17 protein-coding genes are annotated in these 20045 nt (G+C 69.3%); 11 read left to right on the forward strand and 6 right to left on the reverse strand.

What is annotated here, in order from left to right:
- From ACSHWB_RS26655 to ACSHWB_RS26670, 4 genes are read left to right on the forward strand one after another with little or no spacing between them, the layout of a single operon-like run.
- The gene (locus ACSHWB_RS26655; RefSeq protein ID WP_439656012.1) at positions 1-630 is read left to right on the forward strand and encodes an antibiotic biosynthesis monooxygenase family protein; all 630 of its coding nucleotides are present in this window, start codon (positions 1-3) and stop codon (positions 628-630) included.
- Positions 627-1532 carry an LLM class flavin-dependent oxidoreductase gene (locus ACSHWB_RS26660; protein WP_439656013.1) on the forward strand — a complete coding sequence of 302 codons (906 nt, stop codon included), beginning with the start codon at positions 627-629 and terminating at the stop codon, positions 1530-1532. Before ACSHWB_RS26655 ends, ACSHWB_RS26660 begins: the two co-directional genes overlap by 4 nt.
- Positions 1532-2020, forward strand: a complete 489-nt coding sequence (locus ACSHWB_RS26665; RefSeq protein ID WP_439656014.1) for a DUF3224 domain-containing protein — start codon at positions 1532-1534, stop codon at positions 2018-2020. The genes ACSHWB_RS26660 and ACSHWB_RS26665 overlap by 1 nt, the downstream gene beginning before the upstream one ends.
- A 13-nt stretch (positions 2021-2033) precedes the next feature.
- The gene (locus ACSHWB_RS26670) at positions 2034-2537 is read left to right on the forward strand and encodes a GNAT family N-acetyltransferase (protein ID WP_439656015.1); all 504 of its coding nucleotides are present in this window, start codon (positions 2034-2036) and stop codon (positions 2535-2537) included.
- Here the strand turns inward: ACSHWB_RS26670 and ACSHWB_RS26675 are convergent.
- On the reverse strand, positions 2527-3927 hold the full coding sequence (locus ACSHWB_RS26675) for an MFS transporter (RefSeq protein ID WP_439656016.1): 1401 nt from the start codon (positions 3925-3927) through the stop codon (positions 2527-2529). The two genes, ACSHWB_RS26670 and ACSHWB_RS26675, sit on opposite strands and share 11 nt — an antisense overlap.
- Positions 3928-4076: 149 nt before the next feature.
- Here ACSHWB_RS26675 and ACSHWB_RS26680 point away from each other — a divergent pair, with 149 nt between their 5' ends.
- Positions 4077-4457 (forward strand): VOC family protein, encoded by a 381-nt coding sequence (locus ACSHWB_RS26680; protein ID WP_439656017.1) that lies wholly within the window; start codon positions 4077-4079, stop codon positions 4455-4457.
- Between the two features lie 50 nt (positions 4458-4507).
- Here the strand turns inward: ACSHWB_RS26680 and ACSHWB_RS26685 are convergent, their stop codons facing one another.
- The gene (locus tag ACSHWB_RS26685) at positions 4508-5974 is read right to left on the reverse strand and encodes an MFS transporter (RefSeq protein WP_439656018.1); all 1467 of its coding nucleotides are present in this window, start codon (positions 5972-5974) and stop codon (positions 4508-4510) included.
- 193 nt (positions 5975-6167) lie between these two features.
- Between ACSHWB_RS26685 and ACSHWB_RS26690 the strand changes: the two genes are divergently transcribed.
- Genes ACSHWB_RS26690 through ACSHWB_RS26700 form a run of 3 tightly spaced genes read left to right on the forward strand, consistent with a single transcriptional unit; the run spans position 6168 to position 9680 of the window.
- Entirely contained in the window at positions 6168-7301 is a 1134-nt protein-coding gene (locus ACSHWB_RS26690; protein ID WP_439656019.1) for a glycosyltransferase, read from the forward strand.
- Positions 7302-7309: 8 nt separating this feature from the next.
- A complete protein-coding gene (gene asnB, locus ACSHWB_RS26695) occupies positions 7310-9142 on the forward strand; it encodes an asparagine synthase (glutamine-hydrolyzing) (protein ID WP_439656020.1) in 1833 nt (610 codons plus the stop codon).
- Positions 9143-9167: 25 nt separating this feature from the next.
- Positions 9168-9680 carry a YceI family protein gene (locus ACSHWB_RS26700; protein ID WP_439656021.1) on the forward strand — a complete coding sequence of 171 codons (513 nt, stop codon included), beginning with the start codon at positions 9168-9170 and terminating at the stop codon, positions 9678-9680.
- Here the strand turns inward: ACSHWB_RS26700 and ACSHWB_RS26705 are convergent.
- Both ACSHWB_RS26705 and ACSHWB_RS26710 read right to left on the reverse strand, forming a co-directional pair.
- Complete coding sequence (locus ACSHWB_RS26705) at positions 9641-10462, reverse strand: AfsR/SARP family transcriptional regulator (RefSeq protein WP_439656022.1); 822 nt, start codon at positions 10460-10462, stop codon at positions 9641-9643. The two genes, ACSHWB_RS26700 and ACSHWB_RS26705, sit on opposite strands and share 40 nt — an antisense overlap.
- A 752-nt stretch (positions 10463-11214) precedes the next feature.
- On the reverse strand, positions 11215-11811 hold the full coding sequence (locus ACSHWB_RS26710) for an NADPH-dependent FMN reductase (protein WP_439656023.1): 597 nt from the start codon (positions 11809-11811) through the stop codon (positions 11215-11217).
- Positions 11812-11973: 162 nt separating this feature from the next.
- Here ACSHWB_RS26710 and ACSHWB_RS26715 point away from each other — a divergent pair, with 162 nt between their 5' ends.
- Both ACSHWB_RS26715 and ACSHWB_RS26720 read left to right on the forward strand, forming a co-directional pair.
- Positions 11974-14676, forward strand: a complete 2703-nt coding sequence (locus tag ACSHWB_RS26715; RefSeq protein ID WP_439656024.1) for a BTAD domain-containing putative transcriptional regulator — start codon at positions 11974-11976, stop codon at positions 14674-14676.
- Between the two features lie 95 nt (positions 14677-14771).
- Complete coding sequence (locus ACSHWB_RS26720) at positions 14772-15854, forward strand: hypothetical protein (protein WP_439656025.1); 1083 nt, start codon at positions 14772-14774, stop codon at positions 15852-15854.
- 25 nt (positions 15855-15879) lie between these two features.
- On the opposite strand, the gene ACSHWB_RS26725 is transcribed toward ACSHWB_RS26720, so the two are convergent.
- A complete protein-coding gene (locus tag ACSHWB_RS26725; RefSeq protein WP_439656026.1) occupies positions 15880-16188 on the reverse strand; it encodes a transcriptional regulator in 309 nt (102 codons plus the stop codon).
- Positions 16185-17021: a hypothetical protein gene (locus ACSHWB_RS26730; protein ID WP_439656027.1), complete on the reverse strand. Its 837-nt coding sequence runs from the start codon at positions 17019-17021 to the stop codon at positions 16185-16187. Before ACSHWB_RS26730 ends, ACSHWB_RS26725 begins: the two co-directional genes overlap by 4 nt.
- A gap of 579 nt (positions 17022-17600) precedes the next feature.
- On the opposite strand from ACSHWB_RS26730, the gene ACSHWB_RS26735 reads away from it, so the two are divergent.
- Positions 17601-20027, forward strand: a complete 2427-nt coding sequence (locus ACSHWB_RS26735) for a vWA domain-containing protein (RefSeq protein WP_439656028.1) — start codon at positions 17601-17603, stop codon at positions 20025-20027.
- Positions 20028-20045 lie beyond the last annotated feature (18 nt).

Here is a 20045-nt window from a genome sequence, read left to right on the forward strand (position 1 = left end):
ATGATGATCAGTCTGAACAAAGTGACCGTGACCGGCTGCCCGGTCGACGAGTACGAGCGGGTCTACAAGCAGGCCAGCGACTACATGGCCACCCAGCCCGGCCACATCAGCCAGCTGTTCCTGCGTTCGGAGAACCACCCCGGCGTGTACTTCGCGGTCGCGCTGTGGGAGAGCGTCGACCACTACACCGCGCTGGCGAGCGTCGACGAGCTCGTGGCGATCTTCGACCAGGTGATCTCGCTGAACGACCCGGACTCCGCGGGCGGCGACAAGATCACGGTCGAGCACCACAAGCCCTCGGTGGTGTACGCGGAGAACACGCTGCCCGACCACCCGACCGGCTCGATGGTGTGCGTCAACCGGATCACCGTCACCGACATCTCCACCGACGAGTACGAGCGGGTGTACCGGGAGGGCAGCGACCACATGGCCCGCCAGCCCGGCCACATCCGGCACAAGCTGGTGGTCTCGGCGACCGAGCCGAACGTGTACTTCAGCATCGCCGAGTGGACGGACATCGAGGCGTACCGCGCACTCGACGGCCTCGACGAGCTGACGGCGATCTTCGCCCAGGTCAACGACAAGATCGAGATCGAGAACCACGAGTGCGTCGTGAAGGGGGACAAGTGAAGGTCGGCGTCAGCCACACCACGTTCACCGAGGACGACGGCACGATCGCGGACCCGGTCGTGGTCGCCCGGTTCGTCGAGTACCTCGGCCTGGACTCGTTCTGGGTCAGTGACCACCTCGCCTGGGACACCCCGATCCTGGACAGCGTGCTGACGCTCACCGCGGCCGCCGCCGTCACCGGGCGGATCGAGGTCGGGTTCGCCGTCCTGCAGCTGGCACTGCGCCGCCTGGCGTGGATCGCCAAGCAGGTCGGCACGCTGCAGACCATCTCGCACAACCGCGTCAACCTCGGCGTCGGCGTCGGCGGTCACCCGCACGAGGAGTGGGCGTCCGCCGGGATGTCCATGGCCGACCGGGGCAAGCGCACCGACGACGCGTTGCGCGTCCTGCCCGCGCTGCTGGCGGGGGAGACCGTCGAGCTGCCCGACGTGGCCGGTGCCCCGGTCACCCTCACGCCGGCCGCCCCGATGCCGCCGGTGTGGGTCGGCGGCGACTCGGCGGCCGCGTTGAAGCGCACCGCCGCGTTCGGTGACGGCTGGCTGCCCGCCGCGGTCACCCCGGACCAGATCAGGGCCGGGCAAGCGACCCTGCGCGAGCTGACCGAGCAGGCAGGTCGCCCCGCTGTCCGAAGTGGAGTCTCCATCTTCGGCACGCTGGACGCGCACCTCGGCGGGATGAGCCGCGAGGCGCTGGTCGACCTGTGCGCCAACGGCTTCGGCTTCCCGCGCGAGCACGCCGACGCGGTCGTGCTCGGCGGCAAGCCCGCCGAGGTCGCCGAACGGCTGGCCGAGCACGCCGACCTCGGGGTCGACCACGCGATCCTGGTGCCGTTCGGTGGTTCGTGGCGGCGGCAGTGCGAGCTGCTCGCCGAGGCCAAGTCCCTGCTGTCCGAGGAGTCCTGATGCGCGCGGTGAAGTCCCTGGCGCTGGTGCCGGTGGCGATCCTGCTGACCCTGTCCGGCTCGGCCTCCGCGGGCGGCCCGGCGATCCGGTACGCGGAGGGCGGGTTCGACGTCACCAGCTACACGAGCACGCCGTACAAGCAGTTGCCGGACGGCGCGAGTCTGAGTCATCTCAGCATCGTGGACCGCTTCCACGGCGACATCCAGGGTGACGCCACCGCCGAGGCCGAGCTGTTCAGCCGGGCGGACGGATCGACCAGGGACACCGGGTTCATCCACGTGCAGGGCACGCTGGCCGGCCGGTCGGGCGGGTTCGTCATCGAGACGGCGGGCTCGTTCGACGGCAGGAACGTGTCGAGCGTCTGGACGATCGTGCCCGGTTCCGGCAGCGGCGGGCTGACGGGCCTGCGCGGCAAGGGCACCGAGACCGCGGAGAAGATCGGCGAGGAGTTCGTCGCGAAGTACCGGCTCGGCTACTACTTCGAGTGAGGACGGAGGACACGTGCTCGTCGAGGACGTAGTCAGCTACCTGGAGATGAAGGCGCCGGGGGAACTTCTCCCGGCGCGGGACCGCGGCACCGAGGTCGAGCTGCGCGAGGTGTCCGATGTGGACAGGATCAGGGCCGTCCACGACCGCGTGGCCGGCCCGTACGGCTGGATGTCGCTCGCGTGGGCCGCGCAGCGGTGGCGCGAGTGCGTGTCCCGGCCGGGCGTGCGGACCTGGGTCCCCCGGATCGACGGCCAGGACGCGGGGCTCGCGTTGCTGTGCTTCGAGCCGGACGGTGTCGAGATCGACTTCTTCGGCCTGGCACCGGAGTTCACCGGCCGCGGGCTCGGCGGCCACTTCCTGACCGTCGTCACGCGAACGGCGTGGGAAGCGGGTGCGACGCGGGTCTGGTTGCGGACCTCGTCGCACGACCACCCGCACGCCAGGGCGAGCTACGAGGCCCGCGGGTTCCGGTTGTTCAGAACCGAAACCCGCCAACGAGAACTCGTCACACCTTAGAACGCTCCGGGTGCTGCTGTGCCGTGTCGTCCGAGCGGCGCAGCAGCACCCGTGCCAGCACCACCGCCAGAACCCCGGCGAGACCGGCCATCCACCACAGCACGATGTGCAGACCACTGGTGTAGCCGGGTTCCGCGAGCCGGCCGTCGGTCATCGTGGCCAGCACCGCACCCGCGATCGCGATCGCGACGGTCTCCAGCGCGAGCCGCACCGTGTTGAACATCCCGGCGCCGGTGCCCGCGCGGGCGGGATCCACGCTGCCGATCGCCACCCCGTCGATCAGCCCGGTCGAGATGCCGAACCCGGCGCCGATGACGAGCAGCGGCCCCGCGATCGACACCACCGACGCTCCCGGCTCGATCACCGTCAGCCAGGCCGCGCCGATGCCGACCAGCGCCACCGCCAGCACCACGACACCCTGCGGCGGGATCACCTTGGTGACCAGCGGCGCCACCGGCGGCAGCAGCAGCGTCAGCCCGGTCAGCAGCACCAGCGTGAACCCGGCCTCACCGGTGGACATGCCCAGCACCTTGGTGAAGTACGCGGGCAGGTACACGATCAGCGGCAGCGGGACCGACACGATCATCGCGCCGGCCAGCGAGATTCCGATGAACCTGCCGTTGCGCAGCAGGGCGAGGTCGAACATCGGCTGGGCCTGACGCCGTTCCACGATCGCGAACGCGACCAGCAGCACGACCGACCCGGCGAACGCGACGAGCACCGCGGGGGACGTCCAGCCCCACGCGGGTCCCTGCACGAACCCGGCGATCAGCAGCAGCAACGCGAGCGTGAACGTCGCCGTCCCCGCCCAGTCGACCTTGCGGGAGCCCGGTTCCTTCGACTCCGGCAGCATCGGCACGAGGCAGAGCACGACGACGCACGCGAGGGCGGGCACGGCGAACACGGCCCGCCAGCCGAAGCCCTGGACCAGCACACCGGCGACGGTCGGCCCGAACGCGAGGCCCACGCCCAGCGCCGTGCCGAAATAGCTGAACGCCCGGATCCGGGCCCTGCCGGTGAACGCGGACGCGAGGATGGCCGCTGAGCTCGCCGCGGCCGCCGCGGCACCGATACCGGCGAGCACGCGCAGGACGTCGAGCATGATGACGTTCCACGACAGCGCGCTCAGCACGCCACCGACGGCGAACACCGAGACACCGGTGGCGAACACCTTCCGGCGGCCGAACATGTCGGCCATGGAGCCGGTGGCCAGCATGAAGCTCGCGAAACAGGCGATGTAGCCGTTCACGACCCACTGCACGGCGGGCAGGCCGGCGTCGAGGTCGGTCGCGATGTCGGGCAACGCCACCGAGGCGCCGGTCAGCGTGATCGGTAGCGAGAGGCTGGAGAGCAGGACGGCCACGAGGACGACTGCCGGGTTGTTTCGCACGTTTCCCCTTGTTCAACGCGGTAGTGCCTGGGCAGGCGGACGCGAGTGGCGCCCGTCGCCCCTCCAGCGTGCAACCTCAACCATGGTTCAGGTCAAGTCCCTGTCGAGCCTCGATCGAGCCACTGTGTGCCGGCCCTAGCGTCGTGACCATGACACCGACGTTCACCACCATCGGCCTGGTCGTCGCCGACATGGCAGCGGCCGCGGCGTTCTACGAGCGGCTGGGCCTGAAGTTCGGCGACGAGGACGACGACCACCGGGAGTGCGAGCTGGGGGCGGTCAAGCTGACCCTCGACACGGAGGCGGCGGTCAGCTCCTTCACGCCGGGCTGGACCCGTGCGACCGGCAGCCCCCGCGTCAGTCTGTCGTTCCAAGTGGACAGTCCGGCCGCCGTTGACGAGCTCGTGGGGGAGCTGGCCGCGGCCGGCGCGGTGGTCACCAGGCCGCCGTGGGACGCCTTCTGGGGCCAGCGGTACGCCTCGCTGAGCGACCCGGACGGCAACGAGGTCGACCTCTACGCCACCCTGTGAGAGCGCGAAAAGGGGGACGAGGCCGACCTCGTCCCCCTTTTCGCGTTCCGTCAGAGCTGTTCGTGCGCAACGGTCCTGCGCGTCCCGAGCAACGTGTGCACGACCACCGCGGCGATCAGGCAGATGCCGGCGACGATCCACAGCGCCACCCGCCAGGCGTCGGTGAACTGCTCGGCCAGCACGGCGTGGTCCCCGCCGGTGAGCTCGCCGGCGGCGACGTCGTTGGCCAGTTCGGCGGACCCGACCCTGGCCTGGATCAACGCGATGAGCGCGGTGCCGAACACGGCGATCACCAGTGCCTCACCGGCGTTGCGGATCGTGTTGAGGAAGCCCGCCGCCATGCCCAGCCTGGCCGGGTCGACCTGGTTCATCGCCTGTGCGTCGGTGATGCCGAAGGAGATGCCCAGCCCGATGCCCACCGACAGCAGCGGCCCGATCAGCTCGCTCACCCCGATTCCGGGGTGCAGCACGGTCAGCCACGCGTTGCCACCCGCCACCAGCAGCAGCGCGGAGGTCATCAACCAGCGCGCGGACACTCCGCGGTTCACGAGCCAGCCGCCGGCCATCGGGATCACCAGGATCGGCACCGTGAGCATCAGCATGGTCAGGCCCGCCTCCTGCGCGGTGGCACCGTCCACGCCCTGGAAGTAGGTCGGCAGGAACACCAGGATGCCCACGAACCCGACCGAGGTGGACACCGTGCCCAGGCACCAGCCGATGAACTTCGCGTTGCGCACCAGGGAGAGGTCCAGCACCGGGAACGCCTGCCTGCGTTCGATCACGACGAACACCACCAGCAGCACCACACCCGCGACGAGCCCGAACGTGCCGCCCCAGCCGCCCTGCGGGCTCTGGATCAGGCCGAACATCAGCAGGCCGAGACCGAGCACGAACGTGACCACACCCGCCCGGTCCACCTTCGGGCGCTCCGCCGACCGCGACTCGGCCACGAACAGCGTGCCCAGCAGGATCGCCGCGCCGATGACCACATAGGACACGAAGCTGGCCCGCCAGCCCAGCTCGGTGACGAGCCACCCGGACAGGAACGGCCCCATCACGACGCCCGCACCACCGGTGGTTCCCATGGCGGCAAACGCTTTCGTCCTGGCGCTGCCGTCGAACGTGACCGCGAGGATCGCGCCACCGCTGGCCATCACGCCGCCGGCGCCGATGCCGGCCACCGCCCGCGCGAGGTCCAGCACCACGATGTCCTGTGCCAGCGCGCACACCAGCGACCCGGCGGCGAACAACGTCGTCGTGAGCACGAAGACGCGCTTGCGGCCGAACAGGTCCGACAACGACCCGCACACCAGGGTGAACGCGGACAGCGCGAGGTTGTACGCGGAGATCACCCACTGCAGCGCGGCGCCGCTCGCGTCGAGCTCCGCGCCGATCCGCGGCACCGCGACACCGGCGCCCGAGATCGACATCGCGACGGCGAACACACCCACGAGCACGACCGCCAGGGTGAGCGCGGGGCTCGACCGCCTGGTCAACGTGTCGGGAACAGCACTCATACGGCTCTCCTAGGCAGGAGGAAGACGCCCGCCGTGAATTCGGCGAAGACGGTGGATTTCGTGGCCGGAAATCGCTCCAGCGTTCTCAAGCTAACGCGCCCCGAGACGACGTTCAAGCGCCTTTATGCAAGCCCTGTGTGGCCTTTTGCCCGGCTCGATCCGGCCCCGAAGTCAGCCGGTTAGCGTGGGGCTCATGCGAATTCTGTTCCTCGCCGGCGGAAGTCCGGCAACGGTTTTCCCACTGGTACCGCTGGCGACCGCCGCACGCAACGCGGGCCACGAGGTGTTGATGGCGGGGACCGAAGGAATCACTTCGTCGATATCCGGTGCCGGTCTTCCCGCGTTGTCGCTGAGCCCGTTGACGATGCTCGACTTCTTCACCAACGACAAGCACGGCAATTCTCTGGAATGGCCTCCCGACCCGGAGGACTGGAAACTCTTCATCGGCCGCGGCTTCGGCAGGCTCGCCCGCGCCAGCGTGGAACCGCTGCTCGACCTCGCCCGGTCGTGGCGGCCCGACCTCGTGGTGGGTGGCCAGCTCGCGTTCGTCGCCCCGTTGCTGGCCAAGCGCCTCGGCGTGCCGTACGTCCGGCACACGTGGGACAGCGGCGAGCCGCCGGAGGCGGACCTGGGCGCCGCGGAGGAGCTGGAGCCGGAACTGCGCGAGCTCGGACTCGACGGTTTCCCCTCCGCGGACCTGCACATCGAGCTCTGCCCGCCGAGCCTGCTGCCGCCCGGCCCGGCACCGGCCAATTCGCAGCACATGCGGTACGTCGCGTCGAGTCCACAACGGACGCTCGAACCGTGGATGTACACCAGGCCCGAGCGCAAGCGGATCTGCGTGACCGCCGGTTGCCGCGTGACCAAGGACCAGTACTTCGACTTCCTGCGCGACCTGGCGGGCAAGGTCGCCCCGCTCGGCGCCGAGATCGTCGTCGCCGCGCCGGAGGACGTCGCCAGGGACCTGACCGCGGGCCTGGACAACGTGCACGCGGGCTGGCTGCCGCTCGACGTCGTGGCGCGCACGTGCGACCTGTTCGTGCACCATGCCGGTGGCGGCACCTCGTTGCTGGTCATGGCGGCCGGGCTGCCACAGCTGCTCATCCCGAACATGCCCTCGTCCGTCGCGCCGTCGCAGCGGCTCACCGACTTCGGCGCGTCGCTCATGCTGATGCCCGGCGAGGACTCGCTCGACGCGGTCGTCTCCGGGTGCCAGGAACTGCTGGAGAACCCGTCCTACACCGAACGCGCGCGGGTCGTCGCCGAGGAGATCCGTTCGCAGCCCCTGCCCGCTGACGTGCTCGCCGTCGTCGAAGAACTCGTCTAGGAGTTCGTATGTGCGGAATCACCGGATGGGTCGACTACCGCCAAGACCTTGCTGGACAAGGTGAACTGGCCGACGCCCTGACGCAGACCATGGCCTGCCGCGGCCCGGACGCCTCGGGCGTGTGGACCGGCGCGCACGCCGTGCTCGGCCACCGCCGGCTGTCGATCATCGACCTCGAGACCGGCATGCAGCCGATGAGCGCGCCGGAAGCCGTGATCACTTACAGCGGCGAGGTCTACAACTTCCGCGAGCTGCGTGACGAACTGCGCGGCCTCGGGCACTCCTTCGGCACCACCAGCGACACCGAGGTGGTGCTGCGCGCGTACCTGGAGTGGGGCGAGGACTTCGTCGAACGCCTCAACGGCATGTACGCGTTCGCCATCTGGGACACCAGGACCGAGGAGCTGCTGCTGGTCCGCGACCGGATCGGCATCAAGCCGCTCTACTACTACCCGACCGCGGCCGGCGTCCTGTTCGGCTCGGAGCCCAAGGCGATCCTGCGGCACCCGGACGTCGAGGCCGTGGTCGACCTCGACGGCCTGCGCGAGATGTTCACCATCGTCAAGACGCCCGAGCACGCCGTTTTCCGCGGCATGTACGAGGTTCGTCCCGGGTCGGTCGTGCGCGTCACCCGCGACGGGCTGACCAAACGCCGGTACTGGCGGCTGGAGAGCCACGAGCACACCGACGACCTGGACACCACGATCGCGAACGTCCGCGCGTTGTTGGAAGACATCGTGGAACGGCAGCTGTTCGCGGACGTTCCCGTGGGAACCCTGTTGTCCGGCGGGCTCGACTCGAGCGCCGTCACCGCGCTGGCCGCCAGCAGGACGGGGGAGCTGCCCGCGTTCTCGGTCGACTTCACCGGGCACGACGACCGGTTCGAGGCCAACGTGCAGTGGGAGGACCCGGACACGCCGTTCGCCATCGAGGTGGCGAAGCGCGTCGGCGCCGAGCACGTCACGATCATGCTGAGCAACGACGACATCCTCGACCCGTCGGTGCGCAGGGCAACGCTTGTCGCGCAGGACCTGCCGATCTCCACCGGTGACATGGAGTACTCGCTCTACCTGCTGTGCCGTGCTGTCCGCGAACGGGTCACCGTCGCGTTGTCCGGTGAGGCGGCTGACGAGCTGTTCGGCGGCTACACCTGGTTCCACGACCAGGACGCGGTGAACAACGGCTCCTTCCCGTGGCACCACCCCTTCGAGAAGGCCGGCGGGATCGGCGCGCTCAAGGAGGTCGGTCTGTGGGAACGGCTCGGGCTCGGTGAGTACATCCGGCACCGCTACGACGAGGCGATGGCCGAGGTGCCCGTGCTCGCCGGGGAGACCGGGCTCGAGGCGCGGATGCGTGCGGTCAGCTACCTGAACCTCACGCGGTGGGAGAACTTCCTGCTGGACCGCAAGGACAGGATCAGCATGGCAGTGGGGCTGGAGGTGCGGGTCCCGTTCTGCGACCACCGGCTGGTCGAGTACGTCTTCAACGCGCCGTGGGCGATGAAGACCTTCGACGGCAGGGAGAAGAGCCTGCTGCGCGCGGCGATGCGCGGTGTGCTGCCGGACAGCGTGCTCGACCGCAAGAAGAACCCGTACCCGTCCACACAGGACGACAAGTACGAGGTGGCGCTGCGCGAACAGGTCGAGAAGCTCTGCACGACCGGGTCACCGGTGCTCCAGCTGGTGTCCGAGGAGGGCATCCGCCGGCTGCTCGCACGGCCGGACGGCGCCTACGTGATGGGCGGGCCCTGGGCGGCCAGGGCGGTGCTGGAACGACTGATCGAGTTCAACACGTGGATGACCGAGTACGACGTGCGGCTCGTGCTGTCCGATGAGGACTGACGACCGCGGTGAGGACGGAGCAACGATGTCAGTCACCGGCGAACCGGCCAAGGGCGAGTACCTGATCGACCCCGGCCGTTCGGTGATCTCGTTCAGCACCAGGGCTGTCTACGGGCTGCTGCGGGTCCGCGGCACGTTCCGGGTCGGCCACGGCAAGATCTCGGTCGCCGAGCCCACCACCGCGTCCACTGTGGACGCGGTGGTCGACGCGGCCAGCTTCGACAGCGCCAACGCCGAGCGCGACGAGCACGTGCGCGCGGCCGACTTCCTCGACGTGGAGAACCATCCCGAGATCGTCTTCCGCGGCGAGGGTGTCGACCAGGCCGCGAACGGCAAGCGCACCCTGCGGGGAACGCTGACCGTTCGCGGCGTGACCCAGCCGATCTCCCTGGCGCTGCGCCAGGTCGCCGGCGACGACCAGGAGCTGGTCGCACGCGCGACGACCCGGATCGACCGGTACGCCTTCGGCGTCACCCACGCCAAGGGCATGACCGCTCGTTATCTCACGCTGACCCTGGACATCGTGGCGAACCGCTGATCGTGCGCGGTCTCCAGCCGGTCGTCCGCGGCCAGGATGGCCTCGTGCAACCGGCGCAGCTGCGCGGAGGGTTCGACACCGAGCTCGTCGGAGACGCTGCGGCGCAGGTGCCGGAACACCTCCAGCGCGCGGACCTGCCGGCCCGCGCGGTACAGCGCGAGCATGTACATCGCCTGGAGGTTCTCGTTCAACGGGTGCTGGGCCGCCACGTCACCGATCTCGCTGAGGATGTCGTGGTGGTACCCCAGCCTCAGCTCGGCCTCGAAACACTGCTCCGTCACCGACAACCGGGCCTCCTCGAACCGGTTGACGTGCGCCCGCAGCCACGGCCCCGCCTGGACGTCTCCCAGTGCGGGGCCGCGCCACAGGCTGAGCGCCCGCCGGAACTTTCTCGCCACCTCGGCGTCCTCGTCACGGCGCTGGGCCGCCCGGCCCTCGGTGACGAGCTGTTCCCACTCCATCAGGTCGAGCGACTGCGGCGGCACCATCAGGAAGTAGCCGCGGTTGCCCGTGATCAGGGTCTTGTGCGCCTCGGTGAGAGAACCGAGCGTGGGGGATGTGGCTAACGCGCGCCGGATCTGGAGCACGTATGTCTGCAGCGTCGGGATGACCGTGCGGGGAGGGTTGCCCTCCCACAGCTCCTCCACCGCGGAGTCGATCGCGACGAACCTGTTGGCGTTGAGCAGGAACAGCGCCAGCAGCTGCCGTTGCTTCGGAGCGGTCGGCAGGTAGGACACCCCGTTGTCGTGCATGGTGAGCGGACCCAAGATGCCAAATTTCACGACAAGCCTCTTCTGAGTAGTCATGTGGTCATGGCTGTACTGAGGTGTGTGTGAAAGGCAGAGCAAAGCGCCGGCTCACGCGTCGGTGCGCACGGGATCGACCGGTTTCGCCATTGAAACGGGATCAGCATGACACGCACCGGCACGGCCGGCGACTCGCTTGATCAGGGCAGGACGCCCCGTATGGTTCCCCAGGTCCTGCAGAATACCGAAGTTCCACCCCAGTTGCGATTCAAGAAGGCCTGCCGGCGCCTTCGGTCACGCCGGTCGGCAGTGCGGTAGCCGGTGAGGACGTGCCTATCCCATGGATCCCCCGTTGCCTCATGTGATGCGCCCCATCCGTGCCGGTGGCTGTATTCCACCCAGGGGCATCCAATTAGATGCTCACTTGGTTAGAGCCTACCAGGATCCGCATTGATGACGGCAACAAAAAACGGGCGATTCGGCCATCCGGGTGACCTTTTTAACCACCCGTGCCGTCGCCAAAGCAGTCCGTCTCCGGACTATTAATGGTATGTCGTCCCAGGTCATCGACTTGTCCGAGTTTCGCCGGGCGTCGTGACGTCTGGGTCGTTGCGAATTCAATCGTTCAAACAAACTGCCGGTAGCGGCAGCGGGTCCACCTCGTGAGACGCGAATGAGCGGCCGATGTCCGCGGCCGATTTCCCCAGGTTATGGCGCGGACCGGAATGGACTCGGTTCGTCCATTCCGGTCGCGGTCAGATCTGCTTAGCTCGTCCTCCGAGTGGTGCTCAGGTGTTGTACGCGTGTTTCGCGCGCTTGTCGCGAAGTGCGCCCGCCCACCACGTCAGCTGGTCGAGCAGTGATTTCGCGGCCAGGTCGGGACCGTCGGGATCGAGCAACCGGCCGTCCTGGCCGAACTGTGAATGGGCCATGGCGAAACAGATGGTCTCCCGAATGGTGGTCGCGTGCAGCTCTGCGAACACCTGGCGCAACTGCTCGACGGCCCGCGAGCCGCCGGCCAGTCCGCCGTAGGACACGAACGCGACCGGCTTGGCGTTCCACTCGACGTACACCGAGTCGATCGCGAGCTTGAGCGAGGCCGGATAACCGTGGTTGTACTCCGGCGTCACCACGACGAACCCGTCGGCCGCACCGATCCGCTGGGCGAAAGCCTGGACGTCCGGCGACGGGTACACCCCGGTGATGACCGGGACGGACTGCTGGACGGTGGGCAGCGGCACCTCCGCCAGGTCGATGACGTCGACGGTGACGTCCCCTCGTTGCTGAACGTGTTCGAGGACCCAGCCGGCCACGGTCGTGCCGAACCGGCCCTCTCTCGTGCTGCCGATGATCAAAGCCAGGTGCAGTGGTGGTTCTGCGGTCACCGGTCTCCCCTTGGGCAAGTCTTGCTGTAGCCGCTCGGCTACCCGCTGCGACCACGCTAATACGTGAACATTGGTTTAGGTCAAGCCCTTTCCAAACGACTTTTCCGCGTCGCTGAGTACCTCTTCTGTCACGGTGCGTGACCAGGTCGATAGGGTGACCGCGTGGTCGGTGAGGGGACGCGGTTCGCGGTGCTGGGCGCCATCGAGGCACGCGCGGGCGACCAGCCGCTCGAGCTGGGACCCGCGATGCAGCGCAGGGTGCTGGCGGTGCTGCTCGTGCACGTCGGGCAGGTCGTGCCGTCCGAGCAGATCATCGACTCGGTGTGGCACCAGGACCTGCCGCACCGGGCGCGGAACACGCTGCACACCTACGTCGCCCGGCTGCGGCGGGTGGAGGGCCTGACGATCGAGCGGCGGCCGGGCGGCTACCTGCTCGACGTCGCGCCGGAATCCGTTGACCTGCACCGGTTCCGGGCGTTGGTGCGGCAGGCCCACGAACTGTCCGATGACGACGCGGCGGGACCGATCGCGGAGGCTTTGGGGCTGTGGCGTGGAGAACCGTTCGACGGGGTCGGCACGCCGTGGTTCGCAGCGCAACGCGCCGCGCTCGCCGAGGAGAGGTTCGCCGCGTGGTTGCTGCGCAACGACATCGCGTTGCGGCGCGGCGGGCACAGCGCGCTGGTGCCCGAGCTGGTGGCGGCGGCCGCCGAGCATCCGCGGGACGAGCGCCTTGCCGGTCAGTTGCTGCTCGCGCTCTACCGCGACGGGCGTCAGGCCGAAGCGTTGCGGTACTACGAAGATCTGCGCGTCCGTCTTGCCGAGGAGCTGGGCACCGATCCCTGTCCCGAGTTGCAGCACCTGCACCGGCAGATGCTCACCGGCGGCGAGGAGATCGCGCGCCAGACGGTTCCGCGTCAGCTGCCGGCGCCACCGCCCGCGTTCGTCGGGCGTGAGGACGAACGTGCCGCGCTGGACGGCGTGGCCGGCGGAGTGGTCGTCATCGGCGGGCCTGGCGGGGTCGGGAAGACCTCGCTGATCCTGCGCTGGGCCCACGACCAGGCCCACCACTTCCCGGACGGGCAGCTCCACGTGAACCTGCGCGGCTTCGACCCGTCCGCGCCGCCCGCCCAGGCCGGTGTGGTGCTGCGCGGGTTCCTGGGCGCGCTGGGCGTTCTGCCGGAACGGATGCCGGACGACCTCGACGCCCGCAGCGCGCTGTTCCGGGAACGGGTCGCGGGGCGGCGGATGCTGGTCGTGCTCGACAACGCGCTGAACGAGGAGCAGGTCCGGCCGCTGCTGCCCGGCGGGAACACCTGTCTGGCGGTGGTGAGCAGCCGCAACCGGCTCACCGGGCTGGTCGTGGCCGAGCAGGCGCGGCCGGTCACGGTGCCGATGCTCGCCGTCGGCGAGGCGATCGCGTTGCTGACCAAGCGGCTCGGCAGTGCGCGGCTCGCGGACTCCGAGGCGTTGCACGACCTCATCCGGCTCACCGCCGGTCTGCCCCTCGCGCTGTCTGTTGTGGCGGCGAGAGCGTTGGCACATCCCGGTTTCCCGTTGCGGGCACTGGTGAAGGAGCTGCAGGACGAACGCAGCCGCCTCGACGCGCTCGACGCCGGGGAGCCGGCCTCCAGCGTGCGCGCCGTGACGTCGTGGTCCTACCACCGGCTCACTTCCGCTGCTGCGCGGTTGTTCCGCCTGCTCGGCGTGCACCCTGGTCCGGACATCGACCTGACCGCCGCGGCCGCGCTCGCCGGTGTGCCCGCCGCGGAGGTCCGGCCGTTGCTGGCCGAGCTGACCAGGGCGCACGTGCTGGACGAACCGGTGCCCGGCCGCTTCGCCTCACACGACCTGCTTCGCGCCTTCGCGCGCGACGAGGCCACACCGGCGGAGGCACGGGAGGCGTTGGGCCGGGTGCTCGACCACTACCTCTGCACGGGGTTCGCGGCCGAGCGCCGGCTCTCGCCGCACTGGCCGCCGATCGACCTCGCCCCCGCGTGCGCCGGCACGCCGATCGGCTCCTACGACGAGGCGATCGACTGGTTCACCGCCGAACGCGCGGTGCTGCTCGCCGCCGCCGACCTCGCCGCCCGCGAGGGCTGGGACGTGCACGCCTGGCAGCTGCCCTGGGTGTTGTCGACCTACCTCACCCGGTACGGCCTGTGGGACGACCGGGCGGCGACCCAGCGCGCCGCCCTCGCCGCCGCGCGCCGCCTCGGCGATCACGCGGCGCTGGCGGAGGTGTTGCTGCTGCTCGGCCGCGGGCACAGCGTCCTGGGCGACCAGCCGCGTGCCATCGAGGAACTCACCGAGGCTCTCGGATCGTGTCGTGCCATCGCGAACCCCATCGGCGAGGGCATCGCGCACTTCTCGCTCAGCGTCGCCCATGCCCGTGACCAGAACGCGGCGGCCGCCCTCGAACACGCCCGGCAGGCGCTGACCTTGTTCCGCGCCAACGGAAACCGCGCGTGGGAGGCGTTCAGCCTCAGCGCGTCGGGCTGGTTCCACGCACTGCTCGGCGAGTACGACGTCGCGGTCGCCGACAGCCACGCCGCGCTGCGCCTGCTGGACGACGTGGGCGACCGGGACTGCGAGGCGCACAGTCAGCGCGCCCTTGGTTTCGTGTGGCAGCAACGGGGTGACCACGCCGCGGCCGTCGGGCATCTCGAACGTGCCTGGGCGCTCTTCCGCGAACTCGGTGACTCCTACAGCGAGGCCGTCACCGCCGACCAGTCGGGCGACGCGTACCACGCCATTGGTCAGGTTTCCGCCGCGCGTGAGGCATGGCGACGCGCTGAGGCGTTGTTCGACGCACTGGAACTGCCGGAGGTGCACGCGGTGCGGGAGAAAATCCTTCAGAGACCTTGAAATCGCAGCTCAGAGGGGCGCGACGGCATGTGGGGGAATCTCTAGAATTCGTTTACATGCATCGCAGCGAAGCAATTCTCGCTACCCGCGCACGAATGAACGAATTCCCACGTGTTCGCCGGTTTCTCGGCGTTGCCGCGGTGATCGCCGTGGGGGCGGTGTTCCTGATCGCCAGCCTCCCGGACGGGACCAAGCTCCTGGCCGCCCGCGAGAACTGGTCGTGGCTCGCGGGACCGGGTGAGGCCAGCGCGGCGCTCAAGGCGGCGCTGCCCCCGGCCGGAACCCTGTTGAGGTGGGTCGGTTACGCCGTGGCCGCGTACGTCGTGGCGCTGGTCCTGCTGTCGTGGCGGCACCGGCGTGCAGGCCTGGCGGGATGGGGACTCGGTGTGCTGGTGGCGTCCACGTTCGCGCTGCACGGCGTCGCGTGGTTCACCGTCGTCGTGCGCTTCCTCGGCCGCATGGTGGCCGCTGTCCTGGGGTTTCTGTTCCTCGTTCTCGGATGGGTCGTCAAGCTCCTGCACACTTATCTGATCAAGCCGCTCATCGGGCTTTTCGGGCCCCTGCTGGGTGTCTGGGCGTGGATCGGGGTGCTGGTCGTCGTCGTGGCGGTGCTGTGGGTCGCCTACGAGGCCAGGGCCAGGTGGGCGAGGAGGTCGGCGCGGCCCCTCGTCCTCGTCGCACTGGTGATGGGCGTGGTGTGGCTCATCTCCGAGACGCCGGCGTGGTTCTGGCGGGCGGCGGCGTCGATCGGCGGCGCGGTGCTCGGCTGGCTGTTCGCCGCGTTTGTGTGCTCGATGGTCGGGAAGCTGTTCCTCGACCAGATCCGCAGCGGCGCGCACGCGGGCAGCGGCCGCAGGGGAGTGGTGATGGGTGCGATCGCCGTCGGCACCACGCTGGCGGTGCTGATGCTCGTGGGCAACGTGTACGGCGCCTATGCCCTTTATCCGTCCAGCGTCTCGGACTGGGTACGCGCGACCTTGTTGAGCGACGCGCCCAAGCTGGACGCGACGGTGTCCACGGTCGTGATCGGGCTCTGCGTGGTGGGGGTGCTGCGGAACCTCGGCGTGATGCGTCCGGAACCGAGCCTGGCCGAGTTCCGCCCCTCGCTGCTCTTCACGATCATCGGTGTCGTTGCCGCGGGAGGCGTCGCGGCGCTGGACAAGGACACCTCGGACTGACCGGAGGTCGCGCTGGACCGGTAGGTCATGCCTTGCCGTGGCGGTCCAGCAACGCGCGCAACGCGGCCATCTCGGCGGCGAGCGCCTTGCGTCCGGCGGCCGTGACGCTGACCCAGGTCTTGGGACGTTTGCCCTCGTAGCCCTTCTCGATCACCAGCAGGCCGGCCTCCTCCAGCACCGCGATGTGGCGGGAGAGGTTGCCGGCGGTGAGGCTCAGGGTGGACTTCAGGTAGGCGAACTCCACCCGCTTCACCTCGGCCGCGATGGTCAGGATCCCCAGCCGGTGCCGCTGGTGGACCACGTCGTCCAGCGCCGCTGTCGGGTGTTCGGTCACGACGAAGTCCTGCTGGCGGCAAGTGCGCCGAGTCCGCCGATCACCAGCACGGTCGCGAGCGCCAGGACTCCCGTGGCGCCGCCCAGGGCGTCGTTCTCCATGGAGAGATTGTTGACGATCAGCGCGCCGGCCGTGAACACGACCGCGATCACCGTGCACAGCACGCTGCGTTCGATCCACGCCAGCGTCAGCAGGCCGATCGCGATCGCCATGAACTGGGCCCCGCCGCCCATCCCGAGGTCGACGCCCACGTCGGGAAGTTGGAGCAGTGACAGGGCGACCGACGCCAGCAGCAGGCCGGCCGGGATGAACAGCGGCCTCAGCTTCTTGGCGCGGAACGCGAGCAAGGCCAGTCCCAGGAGCACCGCCATGACGACGGCGACGACGAGAGGCGTCGGGTAGAACAAGGCGTACTCGAAGAACACGCTGGTGCTCAACGGAATCCCGAACAGCACGGCGACCAGGCCGAGCAACGCGACCTGGACGTAGGCGCCGGTCGGGGTCTCCACGCCGACGCGCCGGGCACGCCACCGGTACCACCAGGCGGTCGCGAGCACGGTCACGAGCAGCGCCGCGAGCCAGTACAGCTCCAGTGGAAGCGTGTGCACGACCTCGGTTTTCAGGCTGAGGTGGTTCAGCGGGCTGATCCACGGGCCGGGGCCGCCGTCGACGAGGTGCTCGGTCGGGTTCGGGTCCGCCTGCGAGAGCGGGAGCGACAGCAGCGACAGAACTCCCATGAGCAGCAACGGGAACCAGTACCCGTGCCGGTCGTCTCGGGCTCGTTTGCGCAGGCCGGCCAGTTCGTCGAGCAGTTCGCCCGGATCACTCGTCATCTCGTCCCCCAAGTTGCCTGTGATGCAGTCAGGTTTGCATCGCAAACCATCCCTGTCAACTGCAGGCGGCGAGCGGGAAACAAGACGCGAGTCCTCTTGGAACAGATCGCTGCCGGCATCGGCGGCGGCATCGCCGTGGCTGGGTGGCGGGCTTTTTCTTGTGTCCAGAATTCGTTGACCAGGCGATTCCTGGTGGCCGTGCTGCTCCGTTCGAGTTAGAGCGAAGAGTGCCGGTAACGCGAGCGCAGGGCGTGGCGAATAAGGACGCGCAAGGATCGACGTCGGCCGGGCACAGCTGCGCCTGTGGCGCTATTCGGTGACCCCCCGACTACCTGGAGGACGTACCGGGAGACGTGCTTGTTGCAGGTCAGACGCCTGATGGGGTTTGTCGCACGGCTTATGTCGTCCCTATCCGGTCGCCTGTCTGGCCGCTTTTTGTCAACTTTCCAGGTGGCTGATCGCGGCGTTTCCGTCCTGAAATAAAAAATGCCGATGGCGGGGTAACGCGGGGTGTTGAAATGGCGATCTCGACGATACCTGGGGTCTGCGAAGCGGGTTGATGTGGTAAGGAGCGGGAGCGTGAAACGGCTCAGTCGCGTGGAATATCGCGGTAGTGCGAGGTGTCGGCGGACAACGCTGGCGGCGTTGAGTCTGGTGGCGTTGCTCCCCGTTCTCACCGGGGTGCGGGCCACCGCTCAGGAACAGCCGCCGACGTTGCCCGCGCTGCAGGTGGTCGTGCTCGTCGACGAGTCGGGGAGCATCGCGCAGGAGGACCTCGTGCGCGAGCAGGAGGCCGCCAGGACCATCGCGTTCAGCGTGCTCGCGCCCGGCTCGATCGTCTCGGTGGCCGGCTTCGGCAGCGCGGACAAGGAGGGGCAGTCCGCCGTCGACGTGGTGTGCCCGCCCACGAAGCTCGACTCGGCGCAGCAGCGCGACCAGCTGGCGACGTGCATCGGCGGCCTGCGCAAGCGTGCCGACGGCGAGGGGTCCGGCACCGACCACGCGGCCGCGTTGCAACAGGCACTGTCCTACGTGAAGGGCGGCGGGCCGGAGAAGAAGATCGTGTTCCTGCTGACCGACGGCAAGCTCGACGTGTCCGGCAGCGGGCAGTACGGCGAGCCGTCGCGCCGCAACGCAGTTGGTGCCGCGAGAGCGCAGGAGGCGTTGGCGGAACTGGACAAGGCCGGCGCCCAGGTGTGGCCGCTCGGCTTCGGTGCCGTGGACGTCGAGGCGCTGCGCGGCTTCGCCAGGGGCAAGAGCTGCACGCCGTCCGCCCCCAACCCGCGCGAGAAGGTCGTTCCCTCCGCGGAACTGCTCGCGGCGGTCTTCGAGGCGTTCAGCGCGGCGAGCTGCGTCGTGATCCCGCCGCCGAAGCGGGGCGACGTGCCGAAGGGCGGTTCCCTGGAGCTCACCGTCGACATCCCCGCTGTGGCAAGCGATGCGTCGATCGTCGTGTACAAGCGCGACCCGCGGGTGCAGGTCGAGTACAAGGCGCCGAACGCGAGCGAGCCGGCCCCGCGCGCGGGTGGGTCGAAGTTCGAGTTCGCCGGGCAGACGACGGAGACGGAGTCCGTGCTCATCACGGATCCGGAACCGGGGAAGTGGACCATCACGCTGTCCTCGGCGGAGGTGGCCGCGCCGGACGTGGCCGCGACCGTCATGTACCAGGCCGCCGTCAAGGCCGTGCTGTCCGCGAGCCCTCCTCAGCCGGCCGCGGGCGAGACGGTCGAGGTCTCCATGCAGGTGTGGGCGCGCGGCAAGGCGATCGCCGACGCGGCCCTGTTGCGGGGCCTCACCTTCGTCACCACGCTGACCGGCAGCTCCGGCTTCGCCGCCCAGCAGGTCACCCTCACCGACCCCGACGGCGACGGCACGTTCTCCGGCCCGCTCAAGGTCCCGGACGGCGCGACGGGTGACCTCACCTACACAGGGCAGGTCACCGGCATCGGCGTCGGCGGTGACACGAGGGTGTTCCCGACCAAGGTGCGCAAGGGAACCGCCGCGGTGCAGGCGCAGATCCTGTTCGACAGCAACCGTTCCACCGTGACACCGGGCGGCACGGTCTCCGGCACCGTCTCGGTCACCAACAACTCGGGCCAGGCCGCCCGCCTGCGCCTGCGGCTCGACGACCTCTCACCCGGCACCGAGCTGACCGTGGAACCGGCGTCCGTGCAGGCAGGCACCGGCACCTCCACCGCCGGGTTCACCCTGCGGTTCGGCCAGAACAGCGCCCTCGGCGGCAGCGGTGCGATGCTGCGCCTCGTGGACGAGGCCGATCCGTCCACCGTCGTCGCGGAGCGGCTGTTCTCGACGGAGGTGGCCCCGGAACCGGGTGTGTTCGAGAAGTACTGGTGGCTGTGGCTCCCGCTCTTGTTGCTGCTGCTGGGAGTTCTCGTGTGGCTGGGCCTGAGGTGGCGCGCCCGCGTCGACGCGAAGCGGGTGCGCGGACTGACCGCGGAGCTGTGGCAGGGCGGGTTCGCCAAGGAGGGGCTGCCCCCGCGCGACCCGCGCGCCAAGGTGTTTCACTTCGTCCTCGTCGATGAGTTCACCGGACTGCAGCTGCAGCAGGCGGGTCCGGGTGAGATGAACGTGTACGAGGTCCGCCGGATCCCGGGTGGCGTCAGCTTCACCGCGCCGGGACAGCAGACGGTGAAACTCGCGATGGGCGAACGCAAGGACATCGGCAAGGGCCTCTCGATCGCCATCGCCGACGAGCGGGCCACCGCCGGTCCCGTGGTCTCCGGACCGCCCGAGAACATCTTTGGAACGTCCACAACGGACTTCAACGCGGGATCCGCCGGGCCTGGCTCCTCGGAGCAGACCAGCTCCTTCAACGGCTCCTACGACCCGTTCGCGGGTCCCCAGGACCCGTTCGGCGCCTCGCCGGCGTCGAACGGCAGGCACGCGGCGCCGGATCCCTTCGGCGGCCCGCCCGGCGGTTCGCCGCCACCCCGGCGCGGCGACACGCCCGCCGCTCCCTACTTCGATCCGAACAACCCGTTCTGACCGGAACCCGATCCCTTC

The sequence above is a fragment of the Lentzea sp. HUAS TT2 genome (assembly GCF_051853195.1).
In the GTDB taxonomy this organism is placed as follows: domain Bacteria; phylum Actinomycetota; class Actinomycetes; order Mycobacteriales; family Pseudonocardiaceae; genus Lentzea.

Coding starts and splice junctions, on each gene's coding strand:
- ACSHWB_RS26690 (WP_439656019.1), top strand. CDS start 6,168: ATGCGAATTCTGTTCCTCGCCGGCGGAAGTCCGGCAACGGTTTTCCCA.
- ACSHWB_RS26665 (WP_439656014.1), top strand. CDS start 1,532: ATGCGCGCGGTGAAGTCCCTGGCGCTGGTGCCGGTGGCGATCCTGCTG.
- ACSHWB_RS26720 (WP_439656025.1), top strand. CDS start 14,772: ATGAACGAATTCCCACGTGTTCGCCGGTTTCTCGGCGTTGCCGCGGTG.
- ACSHWB_RS26700 (WP_439656021.1), top strand. CDS start 9,168: ATGTCAGTCACCGGCGAACCGGCCAAGGGCGAGTACCTGATCGACCCC.
- asnB (WP_439656020.1), top strand. CDS start 7,310: ATGTGCGGAATCACCGGATGGGTCGACTACCGCCAAGACCTTGCTGGA.
- ACSHWB_RS26730 (WP_439656027.1), bottom strand. CDS start 17,021: ATGACGAGTGATCCGGGCGAACTGCTCGACGAACTGGCCGGCCTGCGC.
- ACSHWB_RS26685 (WP_439656018.1), bottom strand. CDS start 5,974: ATGAGTGCTGTTCCCGACACGTTGACCAGGCGGTCGAGCCCCGCGCTC.
- ACSHWB_RS26680 (WP_439656017.1), top strand. CDS start 4,077: ATGACACCGACGTTCACCACCATCGGCCTGGTCGTCGCCGACATGGCA.
- ACSHWB_RS26655 (WP_439656012.1), top strand. CDS start 1: ATGATGATCAGTCTGAACAAAGTGACCGTGACCGGCTGCCCGGTCGAC.